Below are 20,305 nucleotides of genomic sequence, written 5' to 3'. Positions count from 1 at the left end.
CCCCTCTGCGCGGCCTCCCCCTCCGCCACCCCCTCCCGCAGCCCGACCCTCTCGCTGGGGAGGGATGAGGGGAGGGGGGTGGGTGAGGGGGTGCGTTGGTGCGGCGGGGAGGGGGTGGGGACGAGATGGGGGGTGGTTGAGGGGATGCGTTGGTGGGGGGTGGGGGCGTGCGGGTTTCGGGGTATGGGCACCGCATGGGTTTTGTTGAGACGTGGGTGCCGGTGACCGGGGCCGGGCGGGACGGGGTTCGGGGGATCCTCGCTTCGCCCGGTGATGCCGTGGTCGCTCTGGACTTCGACGGGACGCTCGCGCCGATCGTCGCGGATCCCTCGCGGGCTCGGGCGCATCCGGGGGTGGCGGGGGCGCTCCGCAGCGTGACTCCGTGCGTGCGTTCGGTGGTCGTCATCACCGGGAGGCCGGCTGCCCTCGCGGTCGAGTACGGGGGGTTGGCCGGGCTTCCCGGGGTCGTGGTGCTCGGGCACTACGGCGCCGAGCGCTGGGAAGCCGGTGAGCTCTCGGCGCCCGACGTGCATCCGGGGGTGGCCGCCGCGCGGGGGGCCCTGCCCGGGGTGCTGGCCGCCGTGGGGGCGCCCGAGGGGACGTGGGTCGAGGACAAGGGGCGCTCGCTGGCCGTCCACACGCGGCGTACGGAGGTGCCGGAGGAGGCGCTGGAGCTGCTGCGGGGGCCGGTCGCCGATCTGGCGGCGGAGCACGGGCTGGTGGTGGAGCCCGGGCGGCTGGTTCTGGAACTCCGGCCTCCAGGGGTGGACAAGGGGGCCGCGCTGACCGGTTTCCTGCGGGAGGTCGGGGCTCGGGCCGTGCTCTACGCGGGGGACGACCTGGGGGACGTCGCGGCTTTCGCCGCCGTCGAGAAGCTGCGCGGGGAGGGGCTCGCGGGTCTTCTGGTGTGCAGCGGCGCGGTGGGGGACGCGCCGGTGCGGGAGCTCGCCGACCGGGCTGACCTGGTGGTGCCCGGGCCGGCGGGCGTGGTGGAGCTGCTGGCGGATCTGGGCGAGGCGATCAGAGCGCGTTGAGCTGGTCCAGGAACCACTGCTGCGGCGGGAGCGCGGTGGCCGCCGCGGCCAGGCGCTTGGTGCGGTCGGCGCGCTCCTCGTCGGGCATGGTGAGGCCCGTGTGGAGGGCGTCGGCCGTCTCGATGACGTCGTACGGGTTCACGGAGATCGCGTCGTCGGCCAGTTCGCTGTGGGCGCCGGCCTCGCGGGACAGGACGAGCGCGCAGCCGCGGTCGGAGACCACCGGGACTTCCTTGGCCACCAGGTTCATGCCGTCCCGGATGGGGTTCACCAGGGCGACGTCGGCCAGCCGGTAGGCGGCGAGGGAGCGCGGGAAGTCGTCGTTGACGTGCAGGATCAGCGGCTGCCAGGTGGGGGTGGCGAATTCGGTGTTGATCGCTTCGGCGAGTTGCTCCACCCGGGCCGTGTAGTCGCGGTACTCGGCGAGGTCCGTGCGGGACGGGTAGGCGAAGGCGATGTGCACGACGCGGTCGTGCCACTCCGGGCGCGTGCGCAGGAGGTGGCGGTAGGCGAGCAGGCCCCGGACGATGTTCTTGCTGAGTTCGGTGCGGTCGACCCGGACGATCGTGCGCCGGTCGCCGACGGCCTCGCGCAGGGCGGCGAGGCGCTCGTCGACGTCCGGGCGGTGGGCGCGCTCGCGCAGGAAGTCGGCGTCGGCGCCCAGGGCGTGCACGCCGAGGCGGGTCGTGCGGCCGTCGTGGGTGATGGTGAGGGCGTCGTGGTCGACGGTCGCGTGCAGGATCTCCTCGCAGCACGCGGCGAAGGCCCTCGCCCAGCGTTCGGTGAGGAAGCCGGCCCGGTCGGCACCGAGGATGCCGGTGAGGACGGCCCTGGCCACGTCGTCCGGGAGGAGCCGGAAGTACTCGGGCGGGGCCCACGGGGTGTGGGAGAAGTGGCCGATGCGCAGGTCGGGGCGGGCCGCGCGGAGCAGGGCCGGGGTGAGGGACAGGTGGTAGTCCTGGACCAGGACGGCGGCGTTCGGGGCGGCCTCGGCCGCGAGGGCGTCCGAGAAGGCCCGGTTGTACGTCTCGTAGGCGGCCCACTCGGTGCGGAAGCCGGCGTCGAAGGCGGGGGCGGTGGGCGTGGCGTAGAGCAGGTGGCTGACGAACCAGAGGGTCGAGTTGGCGACGCCGTTGTAGGCGCGGGCGAAGGTCTCCGGGTCGATGTCCAGCATCCGGACGGCCTGTCCGCCGACGTCGTGGCCGGCCAGGTCGAGGCGGCCGCGGGGGGCTTCGCGGGCGGCCCGGCGGTCCGCGTCGCCCAGGGCGGCGCACACCCAGACGGCGTTCGGGTCGTCGATCGCGGAGAGGCCGGAGACCAGGCCTCCGCCACCGCGTTTGAGGGTCAGCGTGCCGTCGTCCGCGGTGCTGAAGGAGACCGGTCCGCGGTTGGACGCCACCAGCACGGTCGCGCTCGAACGTTTGGTCGATGAATCGGCCATGAGTCCTCTTCTGGGTCTACCCGTTCACCCTTCGGGGTGGAATCCGAGCGTACGGCGGAGCGGAGCGCGGCGCGGCCGTACCGTCGAAGACCTGCGACATGCAGCGGTCAGGGCTTGGCCGCCATGAGGCTCCGCAGGGGTCGAGTGGGAAGCCTCCTCGTCGAGAGGGGGAGGAGTCACGGTTGGTACGTTGCCGGTCGGCAGACGTCGCAAACCAATCGCCGGACAACCGGCGAGATCGCAGCGGCCGCACTGCTCGGGTCTGTCACCCGTCGGTGCGGCGCTTCGCGTACTCGGGGACGGTGTGCATCGGGGGGCGTTCCGTGGCCGTCACGGGGTGCGTGTGGGCGGTGAACGCGCGGGTCTCCGGGTCGCGGGTGAACTGGGTGAGCAGCGGGTGGACGAGGTCGGCCGAGGCCTTGAGACGGTGGGCGCGGTCGAGGCGTTCCAGCGCGGTCCGGTAGATGGTGGCGGCCATCCGGCCGAGGGCCTGGCCGTCCTGGTGGCGGTGGTGGCGGACGCCGACGTCGACCTGGGCCAGGGCGTCGAGGCCGACGAGTTCCAACGCGTCGACCAGGAGGCCGAGTTCGACGCCGTAGCCGGTGGGGAAGGGGAGCCGTTCGAGCAGTACGCGGCGGGCCGCGTACTCGCCGCCGAGCGGCTGGACGAAACCGGCGAGTTCCGGCCAGTGCAGGTTGAGGAGGGGGCGGGCGACCAGTTCGGTCACCCGGCCACCGCCGGCCGGGAAGACCGCGTCGGGGTCCCCGGCGGAGCCGCTGACTTCGAGCGGGCGGTCGTACATGGCCTTGACCAGCTGGATGTCCGGCTCGGTGAGCAGCGGGCCGACGGTGCCGGAGACGAAGGCGGGGTCGAACTCGCGCAGGTCGGCGTCGACGAAGCAGACGATGTCGCCGTGGGTGACCAGCAGCGAGCGCCACAGCACCTCGCCCTTGCCGGGCACGGCGGGCAGCCGGGGCAGGATCCCGTCGCGCGGCACGACCCGGGCGCCGGCCGCGGCGGCCACGGCGGCGGTGTCGTCGGCGGAGCCGGAGTCGACGACGACGAGCTCGTCGACGAGGGGGAGGCGCTCCATCAGCTCGCGCCGGATCGTGCGGACGATGTCGCCGACGGTGGCCGCCTCGTCGAGGGCGGGCAGGACGACGCTGACGGTGTGGCCGGTGCGGCGCTTGGCCGCCAGGAGGGTGTCGACCGGCCGGTCGGCCGCGCTCCACGAGCGGCGGCCCAGCCAGGAGGCCGCCTGCGGGAGGAGTGCGGGGGTCGGTTCGGCGGGCACGGGACTCTCCTCGGCGGATCGGGGTGGAACGGGCCATCTCGCGTGGCGGACGGTCCCTTTCGGGCTCGGCGCCTTCGGATACAGTCTTCGTACAGCGGTCGGACCTTCGCACGCCGGGGTCACCGCTGACGACAACTTCACATGCTCATCCAGAGGGACTGAGGGAACGGCCCGTTGACGTCCCGGCAACCTTCTCGCGCGGCTTTCACCAGGCCCCGGCGGGACAGGTGCCAATTCCGGCCCGTGGTGCGCCCGCACCACGGGGAAGATGAGGAGAGAGGCCTCCGCCATCATGGCTATCGACACAGTCGCACCCGCATCCGTGGATCTCGGCCCCGCCACCGCCCTGTCCTGTCGGGAGTGCGGCACCCGCTTCCCGCTCGGTCCGAGCTTCGCCTGTGTGGAGTGCTTCGGGCCGCTGGAGATCGCGTACGAGTTCGGGAGCGAGGCCGCCGAGGAGCTGCGCAAGCGCATCGAGGCCGGGCCCGCGTCGATCTGGCGCTACGCGCCGCTGCTGCCGGTGCCCGCGGACGTCGCTTCGAAGCCGAACCTGAATCCCGGCTGGACCCCGCTGGTCAAGGCGGACAACCTCGGTCGCGAGCTCGGGTTCACCGCGAACCTGTACGTGAAGGACGACTCGGGGAACCCGACGCACTCGTTCAAGGACCGCGTGGTGGCCTGCGCGATCGAGGCCGCGCGCGCCTTCGGCTACACCACGCTGTCCTGCTCGTCGACCGGCAACCTGGCCGGTGCGGTGGGTGCGGCGGCGGCCCGGGCCGGGTTCCGCTCGTGCGTGTTCATCCCGCACGACCTGGAGCAGGGCAAGGTCGTCATGGCCGGTGTGTACGGCGGCGAGCTGGTCGGCATCGAGGGCAACTACGACGACGTGAACCGCTTCTGCTCGGAGCTGATCGGCGACCCGGCCGGCGAGGGCTGGGGCTTCGTCAACGTCAACCTCCGCCCGTACTACGGCGAGGGCTCCAAGACGCTCGCGTACGAGATCTGCGAGCAGCTCGGCTGGCGGCTGCCGGAGCAGATCGTCATCCCGATCGCCTCGGGCTCGCAGCTCACGAAGATCGACAAGGGCCTGCAGGAGCTGATCAAGCTCGGGCTGGTCGAGGACCGGCCGTACCGGATCTTCGGCGCCCAGGCCGAGGGCTGCTCGCCGGTCTCCGCGGCGTTCAAGGCCGGCCGGGACGTGATCAAGCCGGTGAAGCCGGACACCATCGCCAAGTCGCTGGCGATCGGCAACCCGGCGGACGGCCCGTACGTGCTGGACATCGCGCGGCGCACCGGCGGAGCGGTCGAGGACGTCACCGACGCCGAGGTGGTGGCCGCCATCCGGCTGCTGGCCCGCACCGAGGGCATCTTCGCCGAGACCGCGGGCGGGGTGACCGTCGGCGTGCTCAAGAAGCTGGTCGAGACCGGGCAGCTGGATCCGGCCAAGGAGACCGTCGCGATCAACACCGGTGACGGCCTCAAGACCCTGGACGCCGTCGCCGATGCCGGGATGACCGCGGTCATCCGCCCGACGCTGGAGTCCTTCCGCACCGCCGGCCTCGCGTCCGCCTGATTCCCCCACGAGGAGAGCCACCCATGAGCGCCACCGTCCGCATCCCCACCATCCTGCGCACCTACACCGGCGGGTCCGCCGAGGTCACCGCCGACGGCGGGACCCTGGGCGACGTCATCGCCGACCTGGAGAAGAACCACGCGGGCATCTCCGCGCGCATCCTGGACGACACCGGCAAGCTGCGCCGTTTCGTGAACGTGTACGTGAACGACGACGACGTGCGATTCGCCGAGGGACTGGCGACCGAGATCAAGGACGGCGCCAGCGTCTCGATCATTCCGGCGGTGGCCGGCGGCTGCTGAGCCGCGCCCCGCTCCGACCGGCCGCCCGCGCGCACGGAATTCCGCATTCCGTGCGCGGGGGCGGCCGCTCGCATTTCGGCGGGAATATTTCCCGGTCGAGTGGGAGTAGAGTGTCGCTCGGCCGGGAACAGGGGTCCCCCTCACCCTCCCCGTGCGAACCGCCGCTCCGCCGTCCGTCCGTTGAGACCGCCCGGGGACCGGGTCCGGGAAACATGTCACGCGGATGTCAGAATTCTCCAGGGGATTTGTGTAATCCGTCCGCTATGTCCGGCGTGAATTGCGGAGTTCCTTCCGATTCGGCCCGTCCTGTCCCTTGATGCGGACCCGGAATTCACCGCGGAGGGCCCTGTTGCAGAGGGCGTCGATCCGGATACATTCAGCCGCGGTCGACGCAATCACCCGCTCACGGATGTCGTTCGGGGCGGTTGATCGCGGCGTGCACGGCTGCGCCCAGGGGGGGTTCCCCGGGCCGGCCTTCACAACCAACCCGGGCCCGCGACCTGCGGGACCGTGAAGGGCCAGCACAGCACTAGGGGAGTTCGGAATGGCTCAGGGCACCGTCAAGTGGTTCAACGCGGAGAAGGGCTACGGCTTCATCGCGGTCGACGGTGGTGCGGACGTCTTCGTCCACTACAGCGCGATCCAGATGGACGGCTACCGCACCCTCGAGGAGGGCCAGCGGGTCGAGTTCGAGATCTCCCAGGGACAGAAGGGCCCGCAGGCGGACATGGTCCGCGCGGTCTGACCCCTTCCGGCTCCAGGAGCTCGGCGCGGCCCACGGCTGGTGACCACTCGCTTCTCGACGGGCCCGCGCGACACGCGTCGTGCGGGCCCGTCGGCGTTCCCGCGGCGGCTCCCGGCTTGGCGATTGGGCTTGCACTCGACCACCCGGAGTGCTAATCATTGGCGTTAGCACTCACAGCTTGAGAGTGACAGCGGACCGGGTCGGTGAGGCCCTGGGAGCGGTAGGGGAATAGACCCCCGCACACCTTGGCCGTCCGTCGCGGGCACCCCTTGGTCCGAGCAGTCGACCGTGTCCCGGAGGACCACTTCAGATGGCCAAGATCATCGCCTTTGATGAGGAAGCTCGCCGCGGCCTTGAGCGTGGCATGAACCAGCTCGCCGACGCAGTGAAGGTCACGCTCGGCCCCAAGGGTCGCAACGTCGTGCTGGAGAAGAAGTGGGGCGCCCCCACGATCACCAACGACGGTGTCTCCATCGCCAAGGAGATCGAGCTCGAGGACCCGTACGAGAAGATCGGCGCGGAGCTCGTCAAGGAGGTCGCCAAGAAGACGGACGACGTCGCGGGTGACGGCACCACCACCGCCACCGTGCTCGCCCAGGCCCTGGTTCGCGAGGGTCTGCGCAACGTCGCCGCCGGCGCCAACCCGATGGCCCTGAAGCGCGGCATCGAGAAGGCCGTCGCCGCCGTCTCGGACCAGCTCCTGGCCCAGGCCACCGACGTGGAGACCAAGGAGCAGATCGCCTCCACCGCCTCCATCTCGGCCGCCGACACCCAGATCGGCGAGCTCATCGCCGAGGCCATGGACAAGGTCGGCAAGGAAGGCGTCATCACCGTCGAGGAGAGCAACACCTTCGGTCTTGAGCTCGAGCTCACCGAGGGCATGCGCTTCGACAAGGGCTACATCTCCGCCTACTTCGCCACCGACCTGGAGCGGATGGAGGCGACGTTCGAGGACCCGTACATCCTCATCGCCAACTCCAAGATCGGCGGCATCAAGGACCTGCTCCCGCTGCTGGAGAAGGTCATGCAGAGCGGCAAGCCGCTCGTCATCATCGCCGAGGACGTCGAGGGCGAGGCCCTCTCGACCCTGATCGTCAACAAGATCAAGGGCGTCTTCAAGTCCGTCGCCGTCAAGGCCCCGGGCTTCGGCGACCGCCGCAAGGCCATGCTCCAGGACATCGCCACCCTCACCGGCGGCACCGTGATCTCCGAGGAGGTCGGCCTGAAGCTGGAGAACGCCGGTCTGGACCTCCTGGGCGGCGCCCGCAAGGTCGTCATCACCAAGGACGAGACCACGATCGTCGACGGTGCCGGCGAGAGCGAGATGGTCGCGGGCCGCGTGAACCAGATCCGCGCCGAGATCGAGAACAGCGACTCGGACTACGACCGCGAGAAGCTCCAGGAGCGCCTCGCCAAGCTGGCCGGCGGCGTGGCCGTCATCAAGGCCGGCGCGGCCACCGAGGTGGAGCTCAAGGAGCGCAAGCACCGCATCGAGGACGCCGTCCGCAACGCCAAGGCCGCCGTCGAGGAGGGCATCGTCGCCGGTGGTGGCGTCGCCCTGCTGCAGGCCGCCGTCGCGTTCGACAAGCTGGAGCTCGAGGGCGACGAGGCCACCGGTGCCAACATCGTCCGCGTGGCGCTGGAGGCCCCGATCAAGCAGATCGCGACCAACGCCGGCCTTGAGGGCGGCGTCGTGGTGGAGAAGGTGCGCAACCTCCCCGCCGGTCACGGCCTGAACGCCGCCACCAACGAGTACGTCGACCTGATCGCCGTGGGCATCATCGACCCGGCCAAGGTGACCCGCTCGGCGCTGCAGAACGCCGCCTCGATCGCGGCCCTGTTCCTCACCACCGAGGCCGTCATCGCCGACAAGCCGGAGAAGGCCGCGGCCCCGGCCGGCGGCATGCCGGGCGGTGACATGGACTTCTGATCCGGGTCGTACGACCGGATCGGTGTTCCGATCGCGTGGGCGGTTCCCTTCGGGGGGCCGCCCACGCGGCGTTGTTTGGGAGAATCGACGGATGGCTGACATCGAGACCGCCCTGCACGAGGCCCGTGCGCAGATCCTGTCCGACCTCACCGCGCGGGACGTGGCGGACGCCGCCGTCGTCTCGCTCGTGGAGCAGGCCGTCACGCACCGGCGGTGGTGGCTGGAGCAGTGGCCGGACGGCACCGAGTACGTGCTCGGGCTGGTCGCCCAGGACGTCCAGGACGCGCTGCTGGAGGCGTACGGGCGCTGGCCGCTGTGCACCGCCTGCGCGGCCGACGGGGACCCGCACGCGCTGAGCGTGGAGCCGGAGCTGGGGCCGGACCCGCACTGGGTGTGCGGCAAGCAGGGCACCGCCGTCGCGCCGGTCGGCAAGTTGGTCTAGTTCTCCAGTAGTTCGAGTTCGGCCGCCAGGTTGGCCCGCGCGGGCGCGGTGAGGCGCTCGTGGGCGGCCGGGGTGCGGTAGAGCGCGGGCAGGGCGAGGAGTCGGCGCAGGACGGCCGCCCGGCCCGCCCGGAAGTCCGGCTCGGGCACGAAGCCGTACTCCTCGCGGACGGCGGCCGCGTAGGCCGCGTACGCCTCGGGGGTGCCGCCGAGCACGGCGAGGTCCGCGTCGCACAGCACCTCGCCGTCGCGGTCGCCCGGAGCGGGGTCGTGGGTGACGGTGAGCAGGACGAGGCGCTCGACCTCGGCCGTCCGCGCGGCGGGCAGACCGGCGGCGGTCAGGGCCCGGACCGCGAGCGCCGCGCTGCGCTCCTCGTTCTCGGAGCGGTCGGGCCGGTAGACGGCGTCGTGGAACCAGGCGGCGAGGCGGACGGCGTCCGGGTCGGCGGCGTGCGCGGCGAGGCCGTCGACGTGCCGCAGGACCGCGCGCAGGTGGTCGGTGGTGTGGTACCTGCGCTGCGGCTCGGCCCAGCGCCGGAGCAGCTCCCGCCCGTACGGCTCGGGGTCGACGGTGGTGCCGCAGCGGTGGAGCAGGGCGGTCCAGTCGGCGAGCAGGTCCTCGGTGTTCGGCATGGGCGCCATTGTGCTGGTCGTGTAACGGACGCCTCTCCGGGGGGACCGGTGCTGGACCTATATGCCGGTTGACGATATATGTAGACGCATGACAGAACGCTCGATGCAGGAGCCGACGCTGCTGCTGCTCACCGCACTGGCCGACGCGCCCAGGCACGGTTACGCGCTCATCCAGGAGATCTCCGAGATCTCCGACGGCCGGGTCAAGATGCGCACCGGCACCCTCTACGGCGCCCTCGACCGCCTGCTCCAGCAGGGCCTGATCGAGGTCGCCGCCGAGGAGATCGTGGACGGCCGGGCCCGCCGCACCTACGCGCTGACCGGCCCCGGCCGGACGGCGCTCGCCACCGAGGCGGAGCGGCTGCGGTCGGTCGCGGCCGAGGCGGAGCGCCGGCTGGCCACCGTCCGGTCGGCGCTGAAGGGGAAGCCCGGGACCGCGCTGCGGACCTTGACGAGGGGGAGTTTCGCATGACCACACCCACGATCGGAGCGCCCTCGGGCGCGCTGCGGGCCGCTCTCCAGCTGTACCCGTCCCGGTACCGCCGCGAGCGCGGCGAGGAGATCGCCGCCGTCTTCGCCGACGCCACGGCCGAGGCCGACCGCTCGGCCGTCGCCCGGGAGGTCTTCGACCTGGCCGCGTACGGGCTGCGGGTGCGGCTCGGGCTGACCGGCTCCGGGATGCTCGGGCGGGTGCTCGGGCTCGCCGCGCCGATGGTGGCCGGCGCGCTGGCCGGTTCGGGGCTGGTCCCGTGGGTCACCGACCCGGACGGGGCCTCGTTCAAGCTCACCTGGGACCACTCGTACACCACGTGGGCCACGATCCTCGCGCCGCCGGTGACCGCGCTGCTGCTCGCGATCGCGGCGCTGCTCGGGCGGTGGACGGCCGTGCGCGTCATCGCCTCGATCCAGGCGGTGCTCGGACTGGCCGTCCTGGCGCAGGCGTTCACCGGGCCGGTGTTCTTCGACCTGTGGTGGGCCGGGTACGTCGGCATGGCGACCCTGCCGGCCGCGCTGGCCGCCGTGCTGCTGCTCGCGGCGCCGACGGACCTGCTGCCGAAGCCGGGTTGGCGCACCCGCGGGGTGGTGCTGGCCTCGGTGGTCGGTGGTGCCGGGCTGGTGTGGCTCCAGCGCTGGGACGACACCACCTTCCCGCTGGACTCGCAGTGGTTCGCGGTGCTGCTGCTCGTGCCGGTGCTGCTGACCTTCACCGCTCTGCGCGGCAAGGAGTTCCCGGCCGCCGTGGGCGTCGCGGTGCTGTCGCTGACGACGTTCGCGAGCCTGTTCAACATCTGGCGCGAGTCGGGCGGGCTCTCCCGGCTGCTGCCGGTCGCGCTGCCGGTGATCGGGCTGATGGTGATCGCCGCGGTGGCGATGCACAGGATCGGGCGGGGCGGCACGGGCGGCCCCGGCGGCGGCGACGTCGACGAGGAGCGCGCCGCGGCGTGACCCCGAGCCGGTTGCCGGGGCCGGTGACCGGAAGCGGGCGGCGGGCTCGCCGGGGGTGGGCGGATGTGGCAGGCTACGGATATGTCTAGACCAATTTTCGAAGTCATCGCGCTGACCCCCCAGGACGCCCGGGCCGCCGAGTCGGGCGGCGCCGACCGGCTCGAACTGGTCACGGACATGGCCGCCGACGGACTCTCCCCGTCCGTCGAGGACTTCGCCCGGATCCGGGCCGCCGTCGACCTGCCGCTGCGCGTCATGCTCCGCCTCCGGGACGGCTTCGCGCCGGGCGACCTGGACGAGCTGCGCGCCCGCGCCGCCGGGCTCCGCGCCGAGGGGGCCGAGGAGTTCGTCCTCGGCTTCCTCGACGCGGACGGCGCCGTCGACCTCGCCGCCACCGCGGCGGTCGCGGACGCGGTGGCCGGCTGCCGGTGGACCTTCCACCGGGCGATCGACCACAGCGCCGACCGGGCTGCCGTCCGCGCGGCCGTCGGCGCGCTGCCCGGACTGGACACCTTCCTCACCTCGGGCGCGCCGGGCGGCGTGGACGCCGGGCGCGAGGTGCTCCTCGCGGAACTGGCCAGGAAGGCCGAACCCGGGTACGGGCAGCGGATCCTGATCGGCGGCGGCCTGCGGGCCGAGCACGTGCCGGAGCTGCGGGCGGCCGGCTTCGACGCCTTCCACGTCGGCGGCGCGGTCCGCGCCGGCGGGTGGCAGGCGCCGGTCGACGCGGCGAAGGTCGCCGAGTGGCGGGCCCTGATCGACGGCTGAGCGTGGAAGCGCCGACAGCCGGTCGACCGGTGTCCGTCGCGCGCGGGAGGGGCCGGTCCGGGTGCGGGCCGGCCCCTCCGCCGCTATCCGAGCTGTTCGGGCAGGGGCTCCGCGTGCAGGACGGTCAGGCCCGAGACGGCGCGGGTGAGCGCCACGTACAGGCGGCGCAGGCCGGTGCGCTCGTCCGGTTCGCCGGCGATCACGGCGGCCGGCTCGTCCAGCACCACGTAGTCGTACTCCAGACCCTTGGCCAGTGAGGCCGGGACGAGCGTCAGCCGGGCCTCGGCGCTGGTCTCGGCGCCGGGGGAGAGGTGCGGCAGGCCGGCCGCGGCCAGCGCCTCGGCGAACAGCGGGACGCGCGCGTCGGCGGCGATCAGGCCGGTCGAGCCCTCGTGCTCCAGGGCCCGCCGGCAGGCCTCGACCACCGCCTCCGTCAGCTCCCCGTCCGCGACCCGGCGGATCGCCAGCGACCCCGCGGTGTCGCGCACCGAGGTCGCCGGGGCCAGGCCGGGGGCGATCGCGGGCAGCAGCCGGGAGGCGTACGCGATGACCTCCTCCGGCACCCGGAAGCCCTTGGTGAGCTCCTCGACGTGGGCGCCCGGCTTGCCCAGGTGGTGCAGGGCGTCCGGCCAGCTCGCGGTGGCCCACGGGGTGGTGCCCTGGGCGAGGTCGCCGAGGACGGTCGCCGAGCCGGTGGTGCAGCGGCGGCCGACCGCGCGGTACTGCATCGGGGAGAGGTCCTGGGCCTCGTCCAGCACCACGTGCCCGAGCGAGGGCGTGCGCTGGACCAGGTCGCCGGCCTCGTCGACCAGGACGGCGTCCGCCGCCGTCCAGCGGGCCGTCTTCACCGAGCGGCCGGGCTTGGGCCACAGCACCGCCCGCTGCTCGTCGGCGGTGAGCACGCCCTCGGCGCACGCGGCCAGGAACTCCGGGTCGGAGAGCAGCCGCAGCACCAGCTTGGCCGGGTCGACCGGCGGCCAGCACTGCTTGACGACGGCCTTGACCGCGGAGTTGCGGGCCACCGCGTCCTGCACCCGGTCGTCCGGGGCCTCGCCGGACTGCTCCATCTTCAGCAGCACGGTGTGCGCGATGCGCTGCGGCAGGGCCTCGCCGGCGGCGCCGTAGCGGGTGTCGCGTCCCTTCAACTCCTCGATGATCTCCGCCAGTTCGTGGACGGGGACGCGCCAGCGGCGGGAGCCGCGGACCACCACGCAGGGCTCGGTGGGCAGCGCGATGCCCGAGCGGACGGCCCGGCGCAGCACCTCGGCCATCCGGGCGTCGCCCTTCAGCCGGGCCGACTCGGGGGTGTCCTCGCCCCTGACCTCGACGTGCCCGACCAGCTGCTGCACGGTGGCCTGCGCGACGTCGAGCTCCCCGAGGGCGGGCAGGACCTGCTCGATGTAGGAGAGGAACGCGTTGTTCGGGCCGATCACCAGCGTGCCGGTGCGGGCGAGGCGCTCGCGGTGCGCGTACAGCAGGTACGCGACGCGGTGCAGGCCGACGGCGGTCTTCCCGGTGCCGGGGGCGCCCTGGACGCAGATGGTGCCCGTGACGTCGGAGCGGACGATCTCGTCCTGCTCGGGCTGGATGGTGGCGACGATGTCGCGCATCGGGCCGACGCGGGGCTTCTCGATCTCGGCGGCGAGGAGGGCGGAGGAGGTTTCCGTCTCCTCGGGGTCGGTGAGGTGCTCGTCCTCGTACGCGGTGAGCTCGCCGCCGGTGTAGCCGAAGCGGCGACGGCGCTCGACGTCCATCGGCTCGGTGCGGCTGGCCCGGTAGAACGGCTGGGAGACCGGCGCGCGCCAGTCGATCACCATCGGGTCGCCGTCGGCGTCGTGCACGTGGCGGCGGCCGATGTAGAAGTTCTCTCCTCCGCCGCCCTCGGACAGCTCCTCGCTGATCGCGTGCAGGTAGTCGAGGCGGCCGAAGAACAGCGGGGTGTCGGCGAGGTCGGCCAGGGCGGCGATCCTGGCCTCGATCTGGTTCTGGAGGACGGCGGCGGACACCCAGGTGCCGGTCACGTCGCGCAGGTCCAGCGACTGGACGTCCTCGCGCATCGCTCGCAGCGCGGACCGGGCCGCGGCCAGGTGGTCGCGTTCGCGCTGGAGGGGGTCGGTGGTGGGGGTGGCGGGCACAGCGAACCTTCCCGGCTGCCCCGGTGGCGGGCGCAGCGGATCGATGGAGCTCACGGTGGGTACGGCCGGCCGGTTGCCGTGCGGTCGGCGCCTCCCCCGGCTGCCTGCGGGACTTCAGCAGGTACCACGGTTCGGGAGGGGGCAGACGGACGATCTTAGACCTGTCCGTCTCGGGGTTCCAGCCCCGCAGCTCTCAGGGGTGCGCATACACCCGGAGGACGAGGTCCGGCCCGGCGGATGCGGCCTTTGGAGTGATGCCTTCGGCCGGTCGGGTGCCTACCGTTGAAGACATGAGCACACGGAACCCCAGCACAGCCCCGGCCGGTGCCACCGCCCTCCCGGGCCGCCACCGCAACCCGCTCGCCACCGCCGTCCGCAACGTCGGGATCGCCCTGGACACCGCCGCGCGCGTGATCTTCCTCGGGCGCGACGGTGTCCGGTACTGAACCCCGCTAGAGCACGTCGTCCGCGTCGATGATGCGGTAGGCGTAGCCCTGCTCGGCCAGGAAGCGCTGCCGGTGCGCGGCGAAGTCCTGGTCCACGGTGTCCCGGGCGACCACGGAGTAGAAGTGCGCCGCGTGGCCGTCCGCCTTCGGGCGCAGGACGCGGCCGAGGCGCTGCGCCTCCTCCTGGCGGGAGCCGAAGGTCCCGGAGACCTGGATGGCCACCGTGGCCTCGGGCAGGTCGATCGAGAAGTTCGCGACCTTGGAGACCACGAGGACGCCGATCTCCTTGTTCCGGAACGCGTCGAACAGCTTCTCGCGCTGCGCGTTGCTGGTCTCGCCCTTGATCACCGGAGCGTCGAGCGCCTCCCCGAGCTCGTCCAGCTGGTCGATGTACTGGCCGATGATCAGCGTCTGGTCCTTCTCGTGCTTCCTGACCAGCGCCTCCACCACCCGCCGCTTGGTCGCCGTCGTGGCGCAGAAGCGGTAGCGCTCCTCCGGTTCGGCGGTCGCGTAGGCGAGGCGCTCGGAGTCGGTCAGGGTGACCCGCACCTCGCAGCAGTCGGCGGGCGCGATGTAGCCCTGCGCCTCGATCTCCTTCCACGGCGCGTCGAAGCGCTTGGGGCCGATGAGGCTGAACACGTCGCCCTCGCGGCCGTCCTCGCGCACGAGCGTCGCGGTCAGGCCGAGGCGCCGACGGGCCTGGAGGTCGGCGGTGAACTTGAACACCGGCGCGGGCAGCAGGTGGACCTCGTCGTAGACGACCAGGCCCCAGTTGCGGGCGTCGAACAGCTCCAGGTGCGCGTACACGCCCTTCCGCTTGGTCGTCATCACCTGGTAGGTGGCGATGGTGACCGGGCGGATCTCCTTCTTCGTGCCGCTGTACTCGCCGATCTCGTCCTCGGTGAGCGAGGTGCGCTTGACCAGCTCGTGCTTCCACTGCCGGGCCGAGACGGTGTTGGTGACCAGGATCAGCGTGGTCGACTTCGCCTCCGCCATCGCGGCGGCGCCGACCAGCGTCTTGCCGGCGCCGCAGGGCAGCACGACGACGCCGGAGCCGCCGTGCCAGAAGCCCTCGACGGCCTGCGCCTGGTACGGGCGCAGCTGCCAGCCGTCCTGCTCCAGGTCGATGGGGTGCGCCTCGCCGTCCACGTACCCGGCGAAGTCCTCGGCGGGCCAGCCGAGTTTGAGCAGCACCTGCTTGATCTGGCCGCGCTCGGAGGGGTGCACGACCACGCTGTCCGGGTCGACCCGGGCGCCGACCAGCGGGACGATCTTCTTGGAGCGCAGCACCTCCTCCAGGACCGGCCGGTCGGTGGTGGTGAGCACGAGCCCGTGGACGGGGTGCTTGTTTAGCTGGAGGCGCCCGTAACGGGCCATGGTGTCGGCCACGTCCACCAGCAGCGCGTGCGGCACCGGGTAGCGCGAGTACGTCACCAGGGCGTCGACCACCTGCTCCGCGTCGTGCCCGGCGGCCCGCGCGTTCCACAGCCCGAGCGGCGTCACCCGGTACGTGTGCACGTGCTCGGGCGCCCGCTCCAGCTCGGCGAAGGGCGCGATGGCGCGGCGGCAGTCGGAGGCCTTGGGGTGGTCGATCTCCAGGAGAAGAGTTTTGTCGCTCTGGACGATGAGCGGTCCGTCGTTCACGCGGGGGAGCCCTCCACTGGCTGACAGGGTGGTTTGACGCAGACCCTCCAGTGTCGCTCATTCCGCGGTGAACGTGGGTGGGCTACTTCCACTCGTACAGGACGGCCTTGCCGTTGCCCTGGGGGTCGTTCTCGAACTCGAACAGGCCGACCAGGTCGTTGAGGCGCAGGAAGGCGTCCGCGGAGCTCTCGAAGTAGATGCTGCCGCGCCAGCGGACGGCGCCGCCCTCGGTGAAGTGGCCGATGCCGCTGCCGTGCCAGCTGTAGGCCTCGCCCTTGTCGGACATGCCGATGCCCTGGCCCTCGCCGAACAGCGAGCCGTCGGGGCGGAGCTCGGACTCGTAGGTGACGAACTCCCGGACGGGGTGGCCGAGGAGCTGGCCGGTGCCGGTCATCGAGACTTCCAGTGCGGGGCTGCCGACCGTGGCGAGGACCCGCCGGCCGCTCTCCGTGGTGGTGAACTCCGCTATCCGATCGCCGAGCATGGTGGATGCCTCCTTGTCGGGTGCCCCTGTCTCCGGACTACGCCGGGTGCGCCCGGGCCGCAACCGCGTGGTGACCACGGCGGGTGTCGCTCGTTGGGCCGGGCATGAACAAGTCGAAGCGTGTTCTCACCGCCCTCGCCCTCATGGGGACGGCCTTCGCCGCCACCGCCTCCTCCGCCGGCTCGGCGCACGCCCTCGCGGGCATCGGGGAGGGGCCGGGCGGGCTGCTCGCCGCGCCCGGGTTCCTGCTGGCGGACACCGTCAGCGGGGGCGAACTGCCGGTCGGGCAGGGGCAGATCGGCACCCTGGCGGACCAGGCGGTCAAGGAGAAGATGAAGGAGTCGCAGGGGCACTGAGCCCGTTCAGTCCTCCAGTTCGGCCACGCCCGTGATGCGGTGCAGGGCGAAGGTGCGCAGCTCGTCGGCGTGGTGGTCGAAGGCGGTGACGAAGCCGCCCTCGACCTTGACCGGGTCGATGATCCGCTGGCTGGCGATGCCCTCGGCGTTGAGGTAGCCGATCCACATCCGCTCGCCGAGCAGGACGGCGGTCTGGAGGGTGGCCAGCGTCTCGGCGGCGGCCGTGCGCGGCAGCTTGCGCGGGTCGGGGGCCGGCTCGCGGCGGGTGGCGGTCGCGGCGCGGTCGCCGGCCCGGATGGCCTTGATGGCGGCGGCGAGCAGCGTGTCGTCGGGGCTCGGGGGGCCGTCCGGGACGGGCGTCGGCGCGGTGCGCGGCGGGGTGCGGTGGCTGTCCGGGCGGGTGATCAGCACGTCGCCCTCGGCGGACTCGGCGGCCGGGGCGTAGCCCATCGTGCGCAGCGTCGCGAGCAGGACGTCCGGGGCGGCCTGGGAGGCGAGGACGGTGGGGGCGAGCAGCCGCAGCCGCAGGTCGGCGGAGCGGCGGTCGGCGAGGACCTCGCCGAGCAGCGAGGTGTCGTCGCAGCGCAGGTACGAGGACGCGGCGCCGACCCGCAGGACGCCGTGCCGGCGGGCGACGTCGTCGATCAGGTACGTCAGCGGCTGCGGGACGGGCGTGCGCGAGTGCTGCTCCAGGAAGGCCCGCAGGTCGGCGGCGGTGCGTCCGGCGTCGAGGGCGCGGCGCACGGACGCCGGGGTGAACCGGTAGACGGTGGCGCCGCCCTTGGACTCGATGTCGGCGCAGAGCGCGAGCGCCTGGGCGAGCGGGGTGAGCAGCGGGCCCGGGGCGATCGCGGTGAGGTCGGGCTGCAGGATGACGTGGTCGAGCGGCCGGGGCAGCAGCGGGGCCAGCACCTCGGCCGGGTCGGCCTCGGCGGTGAGCAGCGCGCGGGCGGGGGCGGCGAGGGCGCCGCGGCCGGTGATCCCCAGGAGTTCGGCCTCGGCGAGGGCCCAGCCGGCGAGGTCGTCGCGCAGTTCGTGGCCGCCCGGGCCGGTCGGGCCGCCGCGCAGCGGGCGCTGCCAGCGCAGGGTGGGCAGCAGTTCGGCGGCGGTGGCGGGGGTGCCGGGCGGGAGTTCGGCGAGCAGCGCGAGGGCGGCGCGGCGGACGGAGGGGGCGAGCGTGCGGTCGAGTTCGGGGCCGAGGGCGGCGCGCGGCTTGCCCTTGCCGTCCGGGGTTCCGGTGAGGCCGGGCACGCGGGTGGCCGCGAGCCAGGCGGCGGCGAGGACGGACCAGCGCTCGGCGGTGTCCTGCTGGAGCCAGGTGTCGTACGCCGGGGTCGGGGCCCAGCACTCGTCGGCCTCGCCGTCCGGGGCCAGCAGGCCCGCGGTGTAGGCGAGTTCGAGCCAGAAGGGGGTCTGCTGCTCGGTGGTCTCCAGGGCCTGGGCGGTGCGCTTGAGGTCGCGCACGCCGAGGCCGCCCGCGCGCAGGGTGGGCGGCGGGGTGAGGCCCCACAGGTCGAGCAGCTCCTCGACGGTCTTGACGGCGGTGTGGGCCTGGCCGGCGGCGGCGCTGTCCACGGCCTGTGGATCGCGCGGTGGAGCGGCGGGCCGGGGCTCGGGCTGGGCGGGCTCGACAGTGCGGTGGGTGCGCCCGCCGCGCAGGTGCAGGGCGAGTTCGCGCGGCAGGACGACGCTGCCGGGGCCGCTCGGCAGCAGCAGGCCGCGGGCGAGCAGCCACTCGACGGGGCTCTGCGCGTCCTCGGCGGTGACCGGGCGGGCCGCGTCCGGGACGGTGCCGGTGGGCGGGCCCCAGACGAGGCGCTCCAGCAGCCGCAGCGCCGGCTCGGGGGCGGTGGCGAGCAGGGCGTCGCAGCGGGCGCGGTCGGCGAGCAGCGCGGTGAGCGCGGCGACGGCGGTGACCGGGTCCGGCGTCGCGGGCCGGCCGGCGGAGGCGAGCAGCTGCTGCAGCCGGGCCGGGGACGTGCCCATGGTGGCGTCGGCGAGCGTCGGGCCGAGGCCGGTGCGTCCGGGATTGGCGGCGGTCGGCGCGAGCGCCTCGCGGACGGCGAGGACCAGGCGCAGCCCGTTGTCCGGACCCCACAGCAGGGCGCGGTCGCGCAGGGTGGCGATCGCCCGGGGCAGCGCGGCGGCCACGGCGGACCGGTCGGCCGGGGTGAGCGGGGTGGCGCCCGGGTGCGGCTTGACCTTTGCGGGGCCGGTCAGCAGCGTGCGGACGGTGGTGAGCGTGGTGCCGTCCGGCGCGGTGGCCAGCGCCTCGGCGACCTGCAGGGTGAACCGGTCGAGCCGCTCCAGGGCGCGCAGCGCGGAGGCGCGCGACGACAGCCGGGCGGACAGCTGGGTGAGGTCGCCGGGCACCGGGTTGAGCAGGTCCGGGCGGGCGCGGAGCAGGGCGGCCAGACCGTCGTCCGGGCGGGCGCGCAGCTCCTCGGCGAGCGTGCGGGGGCCGGCGGCGGACCTGCCGGAGCGTTGGGGGCCCTGCTGTGTGGTCATTCGACCTAGGTTAGTCGGGTGCGGCGTCGGTGGACCCGGGGTCGGGACTCGCGTGGGTGGGGGACTGGTGGGTAGCGTCACGCCGAGGGCGGTTCGGTGGGTCGGGCAGGGTACGGGCGAGGCGGGGTGTCGGGGATGACGGACGGCGAGTGGTGGCGCAAGAGCGGGCCGTGGAGCGCGCGGTCGGGCGGTGAGTCCGCCGGGACCCGCGACGGTGCCCGGGACGGCTCCCACGACGGCTCCCACGACGGCTCCGACGACAGCGTGTACGACGCCGCCACTGCGCCCGGCGTGCCGGGCATGTCCGCCGTGCCGCTCGACCCGCCGCGCGAGCCCGCGGAGGAGGCCGACCCGGAGGCCGTACCGCCGCCGCAGGTGATCCACTCCGGCGGGGGCGGCTGGGACCTCGTGATGCTCAACTTCTCGGACGCGCCGGCGGCCCCGCCGAAGCAGATCCCCGAGCAGCGGGCGGCGGAGGGCGACGAGCCGCCCGCGCAGCCGACTGGGCCGCAGTCGGCGGCCGGGGCGAAGCCGAAGAAGGCACGGAAGGAGAAGAAGGCCGCCAGAGCCGCCGGTTCCGCGAAGCCAGGGCAGTCCCCGAAGTCCCCGAAGTCCTCGAAGCCTCCGAAGAAGAGCGCACTCTCCGGCCGCCGCCCGTCCCCGCTGCTCCTGCTCGCCTCGGCCCTCCTCGCGGGCGGCGCCTGGACCGGTTTTTTCCCGGCCATGCTGGCGGGCTGGGGCCTCGGCTACCTCTCCAGCCAACTCAAGGACCTCACCCGCAAGTTCGCGATCTTCGGTATCCCGCTGATCACGATGAGCGCGTCCACCCTCTACCAGATGCGCCAGACCCAGCACGGCCAAGCGGGAGCCGGACCCGGTTCGCAGCTCGGGCAGATGACCTGGGCGTCCGCCCCGGGCGTCCTGCGCCTCTCGGCGGCCCTGACGGCGGCGTTCCTGCTGCTCATGGCTCTGCGCCGCAAGCCGCAGCAGGAAGGGTGACACCTCGCAGCAACACGGCGGCCCTGCACCGTTGGGTGGGGTGCAGGGCCGCCGTGTTTGTGTGGGTTAGTAGACCTGGCCGGCGTAGCCGTAGACGCCGGTGTATGCGCCGCTGAGGGCGTAGGA

The 20,305-nt window shown here is 73.3% G+C and carries 19 protein-coding genes and 1 riboswitch; of the genes, 12 read left to right on the top strand and 7 right to left on the bottom strand.

From position 1 onward, the window contains the following. Nucleotides 1-194: 194 nt before the first annotated feature. A complete protein-coding gene (gene otsB / locus ACFXDE_RS41545) occupies nt 195-1,034 on the top strand; it encodes a trehalose-phosphatase (protein WP_380499402.1) in 840 nt (279 codons plus the stop codon). Here otsB and ACFXDE_RS41540 read toward each other — a convergent pair. Beyond that, nucleotides 1,021-2,475: a trehalose-6-phosphate synthase gene (locus tag ACFXDE_RS41540; protein WP_380499401.1), complete on the bottom strand. Its 1,455-nt coding sequence runs from the start codon at nt 2,473-2,475 to the stop codon at nt 1,021-1,023. The two genes, otsB and ACFXDE_RS41540, sit on opposite strands and share 14 nt — an antisense overlap. A gap of 265 nt (nt 2,476-2,740) precedes the next feature. Then, nucleotides 2,741-3,769, bottom strand: coding sequence for a glucosyl-3-phosphoglycerate synthase (locus tag ACFXDE_RS41535; RefSeq protein WP_380499400.1), 1,029 nt, complete (start codon nt 3,767-3,769; stop codon nt 2,741-2,743). 142 nt (nt 3,770-3,911) lie between these two features. Then, nucleotides 3,912-4,044, top strand: a riboswitch (SAM riboswitch). Nucleotides 4,045-4,061: 17 nt separating this feature from the next. On the opposite strand from ACFXDE_RS41535, the gene thrC reads away from it, so the two are divergent. The 5 genes from thrC (at nt 4,062) to ACFXDE_RS41510 (ending at nt 8,761) form a co-directional block, all read left to right on the top strand. Next, complete coding sequence (gene thrC / locus ACFXDE_RS41530; protein WP_380435462.1) at nt 4,062-5,342, top strand: threonine synthase; 1,281 nt, start codon at nt 4,062-4,064, stop codon at nt 5,340-5,342. Between the two features lie 23 nt (nt 5,343-5,365). Beyond that, a complete protein-coding gene (locus ACFXDE_RS41525) occupies nt 5,366-5,644 on the top strand; it encodes a ubiquitin-like small modifier protein 1 (protein WP_380435464.1) in 279 nt (92 codons plus the stop codon). A 544-nt stretch (nt 5,645-6,188) separates the two neighbouring features. Beyond that, on the top strand, nt 6,189-6,389 hold the full coding sequence (locus ACFXDE_RS41520; protein WP_153461112.1) for a cold-shock protein: 201 nt from the start codon (nt 6,189-6,191) through the stop codon (nt 6,387-6,389). A 310-nt stretch (nt 6,390-6,699) separates the two neighbouring features. Next, nucleotides 6,700-8,319: a chaperonin GroEL gene (groL, locus tag ACFXDE_RS41515; protein WP_380435466.1), complete on the top strand. Its 1,620-nt coding sequence runs from the start codon at nt 6,700-6,702 to the stop codon at nt 8,317-8,319. 91 nt (nt 8,320-8,410) lie between these two features. Beyond that, complete coding sequence (locus tag ACFXDE_RS41510; RefSeq protein ID WP_380499399.1) at nt 8,411-8,761, top strand: hypothetical protein; 351 nt, start codon at nt 8,411-8,413, stop codon at nt 8,759-8,761. Here the strand turns inward: ACFXDE_RS41510 and ACFXDE_RS41505 are convergent. Continuing rightward, nucleotides 8,758-9,393, bottom strand: coding sequence for a hypothetical protein (locus ACFXDE_RS41505; RefSeq protein ID WP_380499398.1), 636 nt, complete (start codon nt 9,391-9,393; stop codon nt 8,758-8,760). The two genes, ACFXDE_RS41510 and ACFXDE_RS41505, sit on opposite strands and share 4 nt — an antisense overlap. Nucleotides 9,394-9,481: 88 nt before the next feature. Between ACFXDE_RS41505 and ACFXDE_RS41500 the strand changes: the two genes are divergently transcribed. From ACFXDE_RS41500 to ACFXDE_RS41490, 3 genes are all read left to right on the top strand, one after another. After that, nucleotides 9,482-9,865, top strand: coding sequence for a PadR family transcriptional regulator (locus ACFXDE_RS41500; protein ID WP_380435472.1), 384 nt, complete (start codon nt 9,482-9,484; stop codon nt 9,863-9,865). Then, entirely contained in the window at nt 9,862-10,839 is a 978-nt protein-coding gene (locus ACFXDE_RS41495) for a hypothetical protein (RefSeq protein ID WP_380499397.1), read from the top strand. Before ACFXDE_RS41500 ends, ACFXDE_RS41495 begins: the two co-directional genes overlap by 4 nt. A gap of 81 nt (nt 10,840-10,920) precedes the next feature. Continuing rightward, nucleotides 10,921-11,607 carry a copper homeostasis protein CutC gene (locus ACFXDE_RS41490; protein ID WP_380435476.1) on the top strand — a complete coding sequence of 229 codons (687 nt, stop codon included), beginning with the start codon at nt 10,921-10,923 and terminating at the stop codon, nt 11,605-11,607. An 83-nt stretch (nt 11,608-11,690) separates the two neighbouring features. Here ACFXDE_RS41490 and ACFXDE_RS41485 read toward each other — a convergent pair whose 3' ends face one another. Beyond that, on the bottom strand, nt 11,691-13,742 hold the full coding sequence (locus ACFXDE_RS41485) for a HelD family protein (protein WP_380499396.1): 2,052 nt from the start codon (nt 13,740-13,742) through the stop codon (nt 11,691-11,693). 290 nt (nt 13,743-14,032) lie between these two features. Between ACFXDE_RS41485 and ACFXDE_RS41480 the strand changes: the two genes are divergently transcribed. Then, nucleotides 14,033-14,188, top strand: coding sequence for a hypothetical protein (locus ACFXDE_RS41480; RefSeq protein ID WP_380435480.1), 156 nt, complete (start codon nt 14,033-14,035; stop codon nt 14,186-14,188). A 6-nt stretch (nt 14,189-14,194) separates the two neighbouring features. Here ACFXDE_RS41480 and ACFXDE_RS41475 read toward each other — a convergent pair whose 3' ends face one another. Then, the gene (locus ACFXDE_RS41475; protein ID WP_380435482.1) at nt 14,195-15,832 is read right to left on the bottom strand and encodes a DNA repair helicase XPB; all 1,638 of its coding nucleotides are present in this window, start codon (nt 15,830-15,832) and stop codon (nt 14,195-14,197) included. Between the two features lie 82 nt (nt 15,833-15,914). After that, nucleotides 15,915-16,316 (bottom strand): hypothetical protein, encoded by a 402-nt coding sequence (locus ACFXDE_RS41470; protein ID WP_380499395.1) that lies wholly within the window; start codon nt 16,314-16,316, stop codon nt 15,915-15,917. Between the two features lie 104 nt (nt 16,317-16,420). Between ACFXDE_RS41470 and ACFXDE_RS41465 the strand changes: the two genes are divergently transcribed. After that, nucleotides 16,421-16,672 (top strand): hypothetical protein, encoded by a 252-nt coding sequence (locus ACFXDE_RS41465; protein ID WP_380499394.1) that lies wholly within the window; start codon nt 16,421-16,423, stop codon nt 16,670-16,672. 6 nt (nt 16,673-16,678) lie between these two features. On the opposite strand, the gene ACFXDE_RS41460 is transcribed toward ACFXDE_RS41465, so the two are convergent. Beyond that, nucleotides 16,679-19,180 (bottom strand): helicase-associated domain-containing protein, encoded by a 2,502-nt coding sequence (locus tag ACFXDE_RS41460; RefSeq protein WP_380499392.1) that lies wholly within the window; start codon nt 19,178-19,180, stop codon nt 16,679-16,681. Nucleotides 19,181-19,315: 135 nt separating this feature from the next. On the opposite strand from ACFXDE_RS41460, the gene ACFXDE_RS41455 reads away from it, so the two are divergent. Next, complete coding sequence (locus ACFXDE_RS41455; protein ID WP_380499391.1) at nt 19,316-20,179, top strand: hypothetical protein; 864 nt, start codon at nt 19,316-19,318, stop codon at nt 20,177-20,179. Nucleotides 20,180-20,305 lie beyond the last annotated feature (126 nt).

The sequence above is a fragment of the Kitasatospora sp. NPDC059408 genome, assembly GCF_042751525.1.
GTDB lineage: Bacteria > Actinomycetota > Actinomycetes > Streptomycetales > Streptomycetaceae > Kitasatospora.
This window is presented reverse-complemented; position numbering and strand designations above follow the sequence as displayed.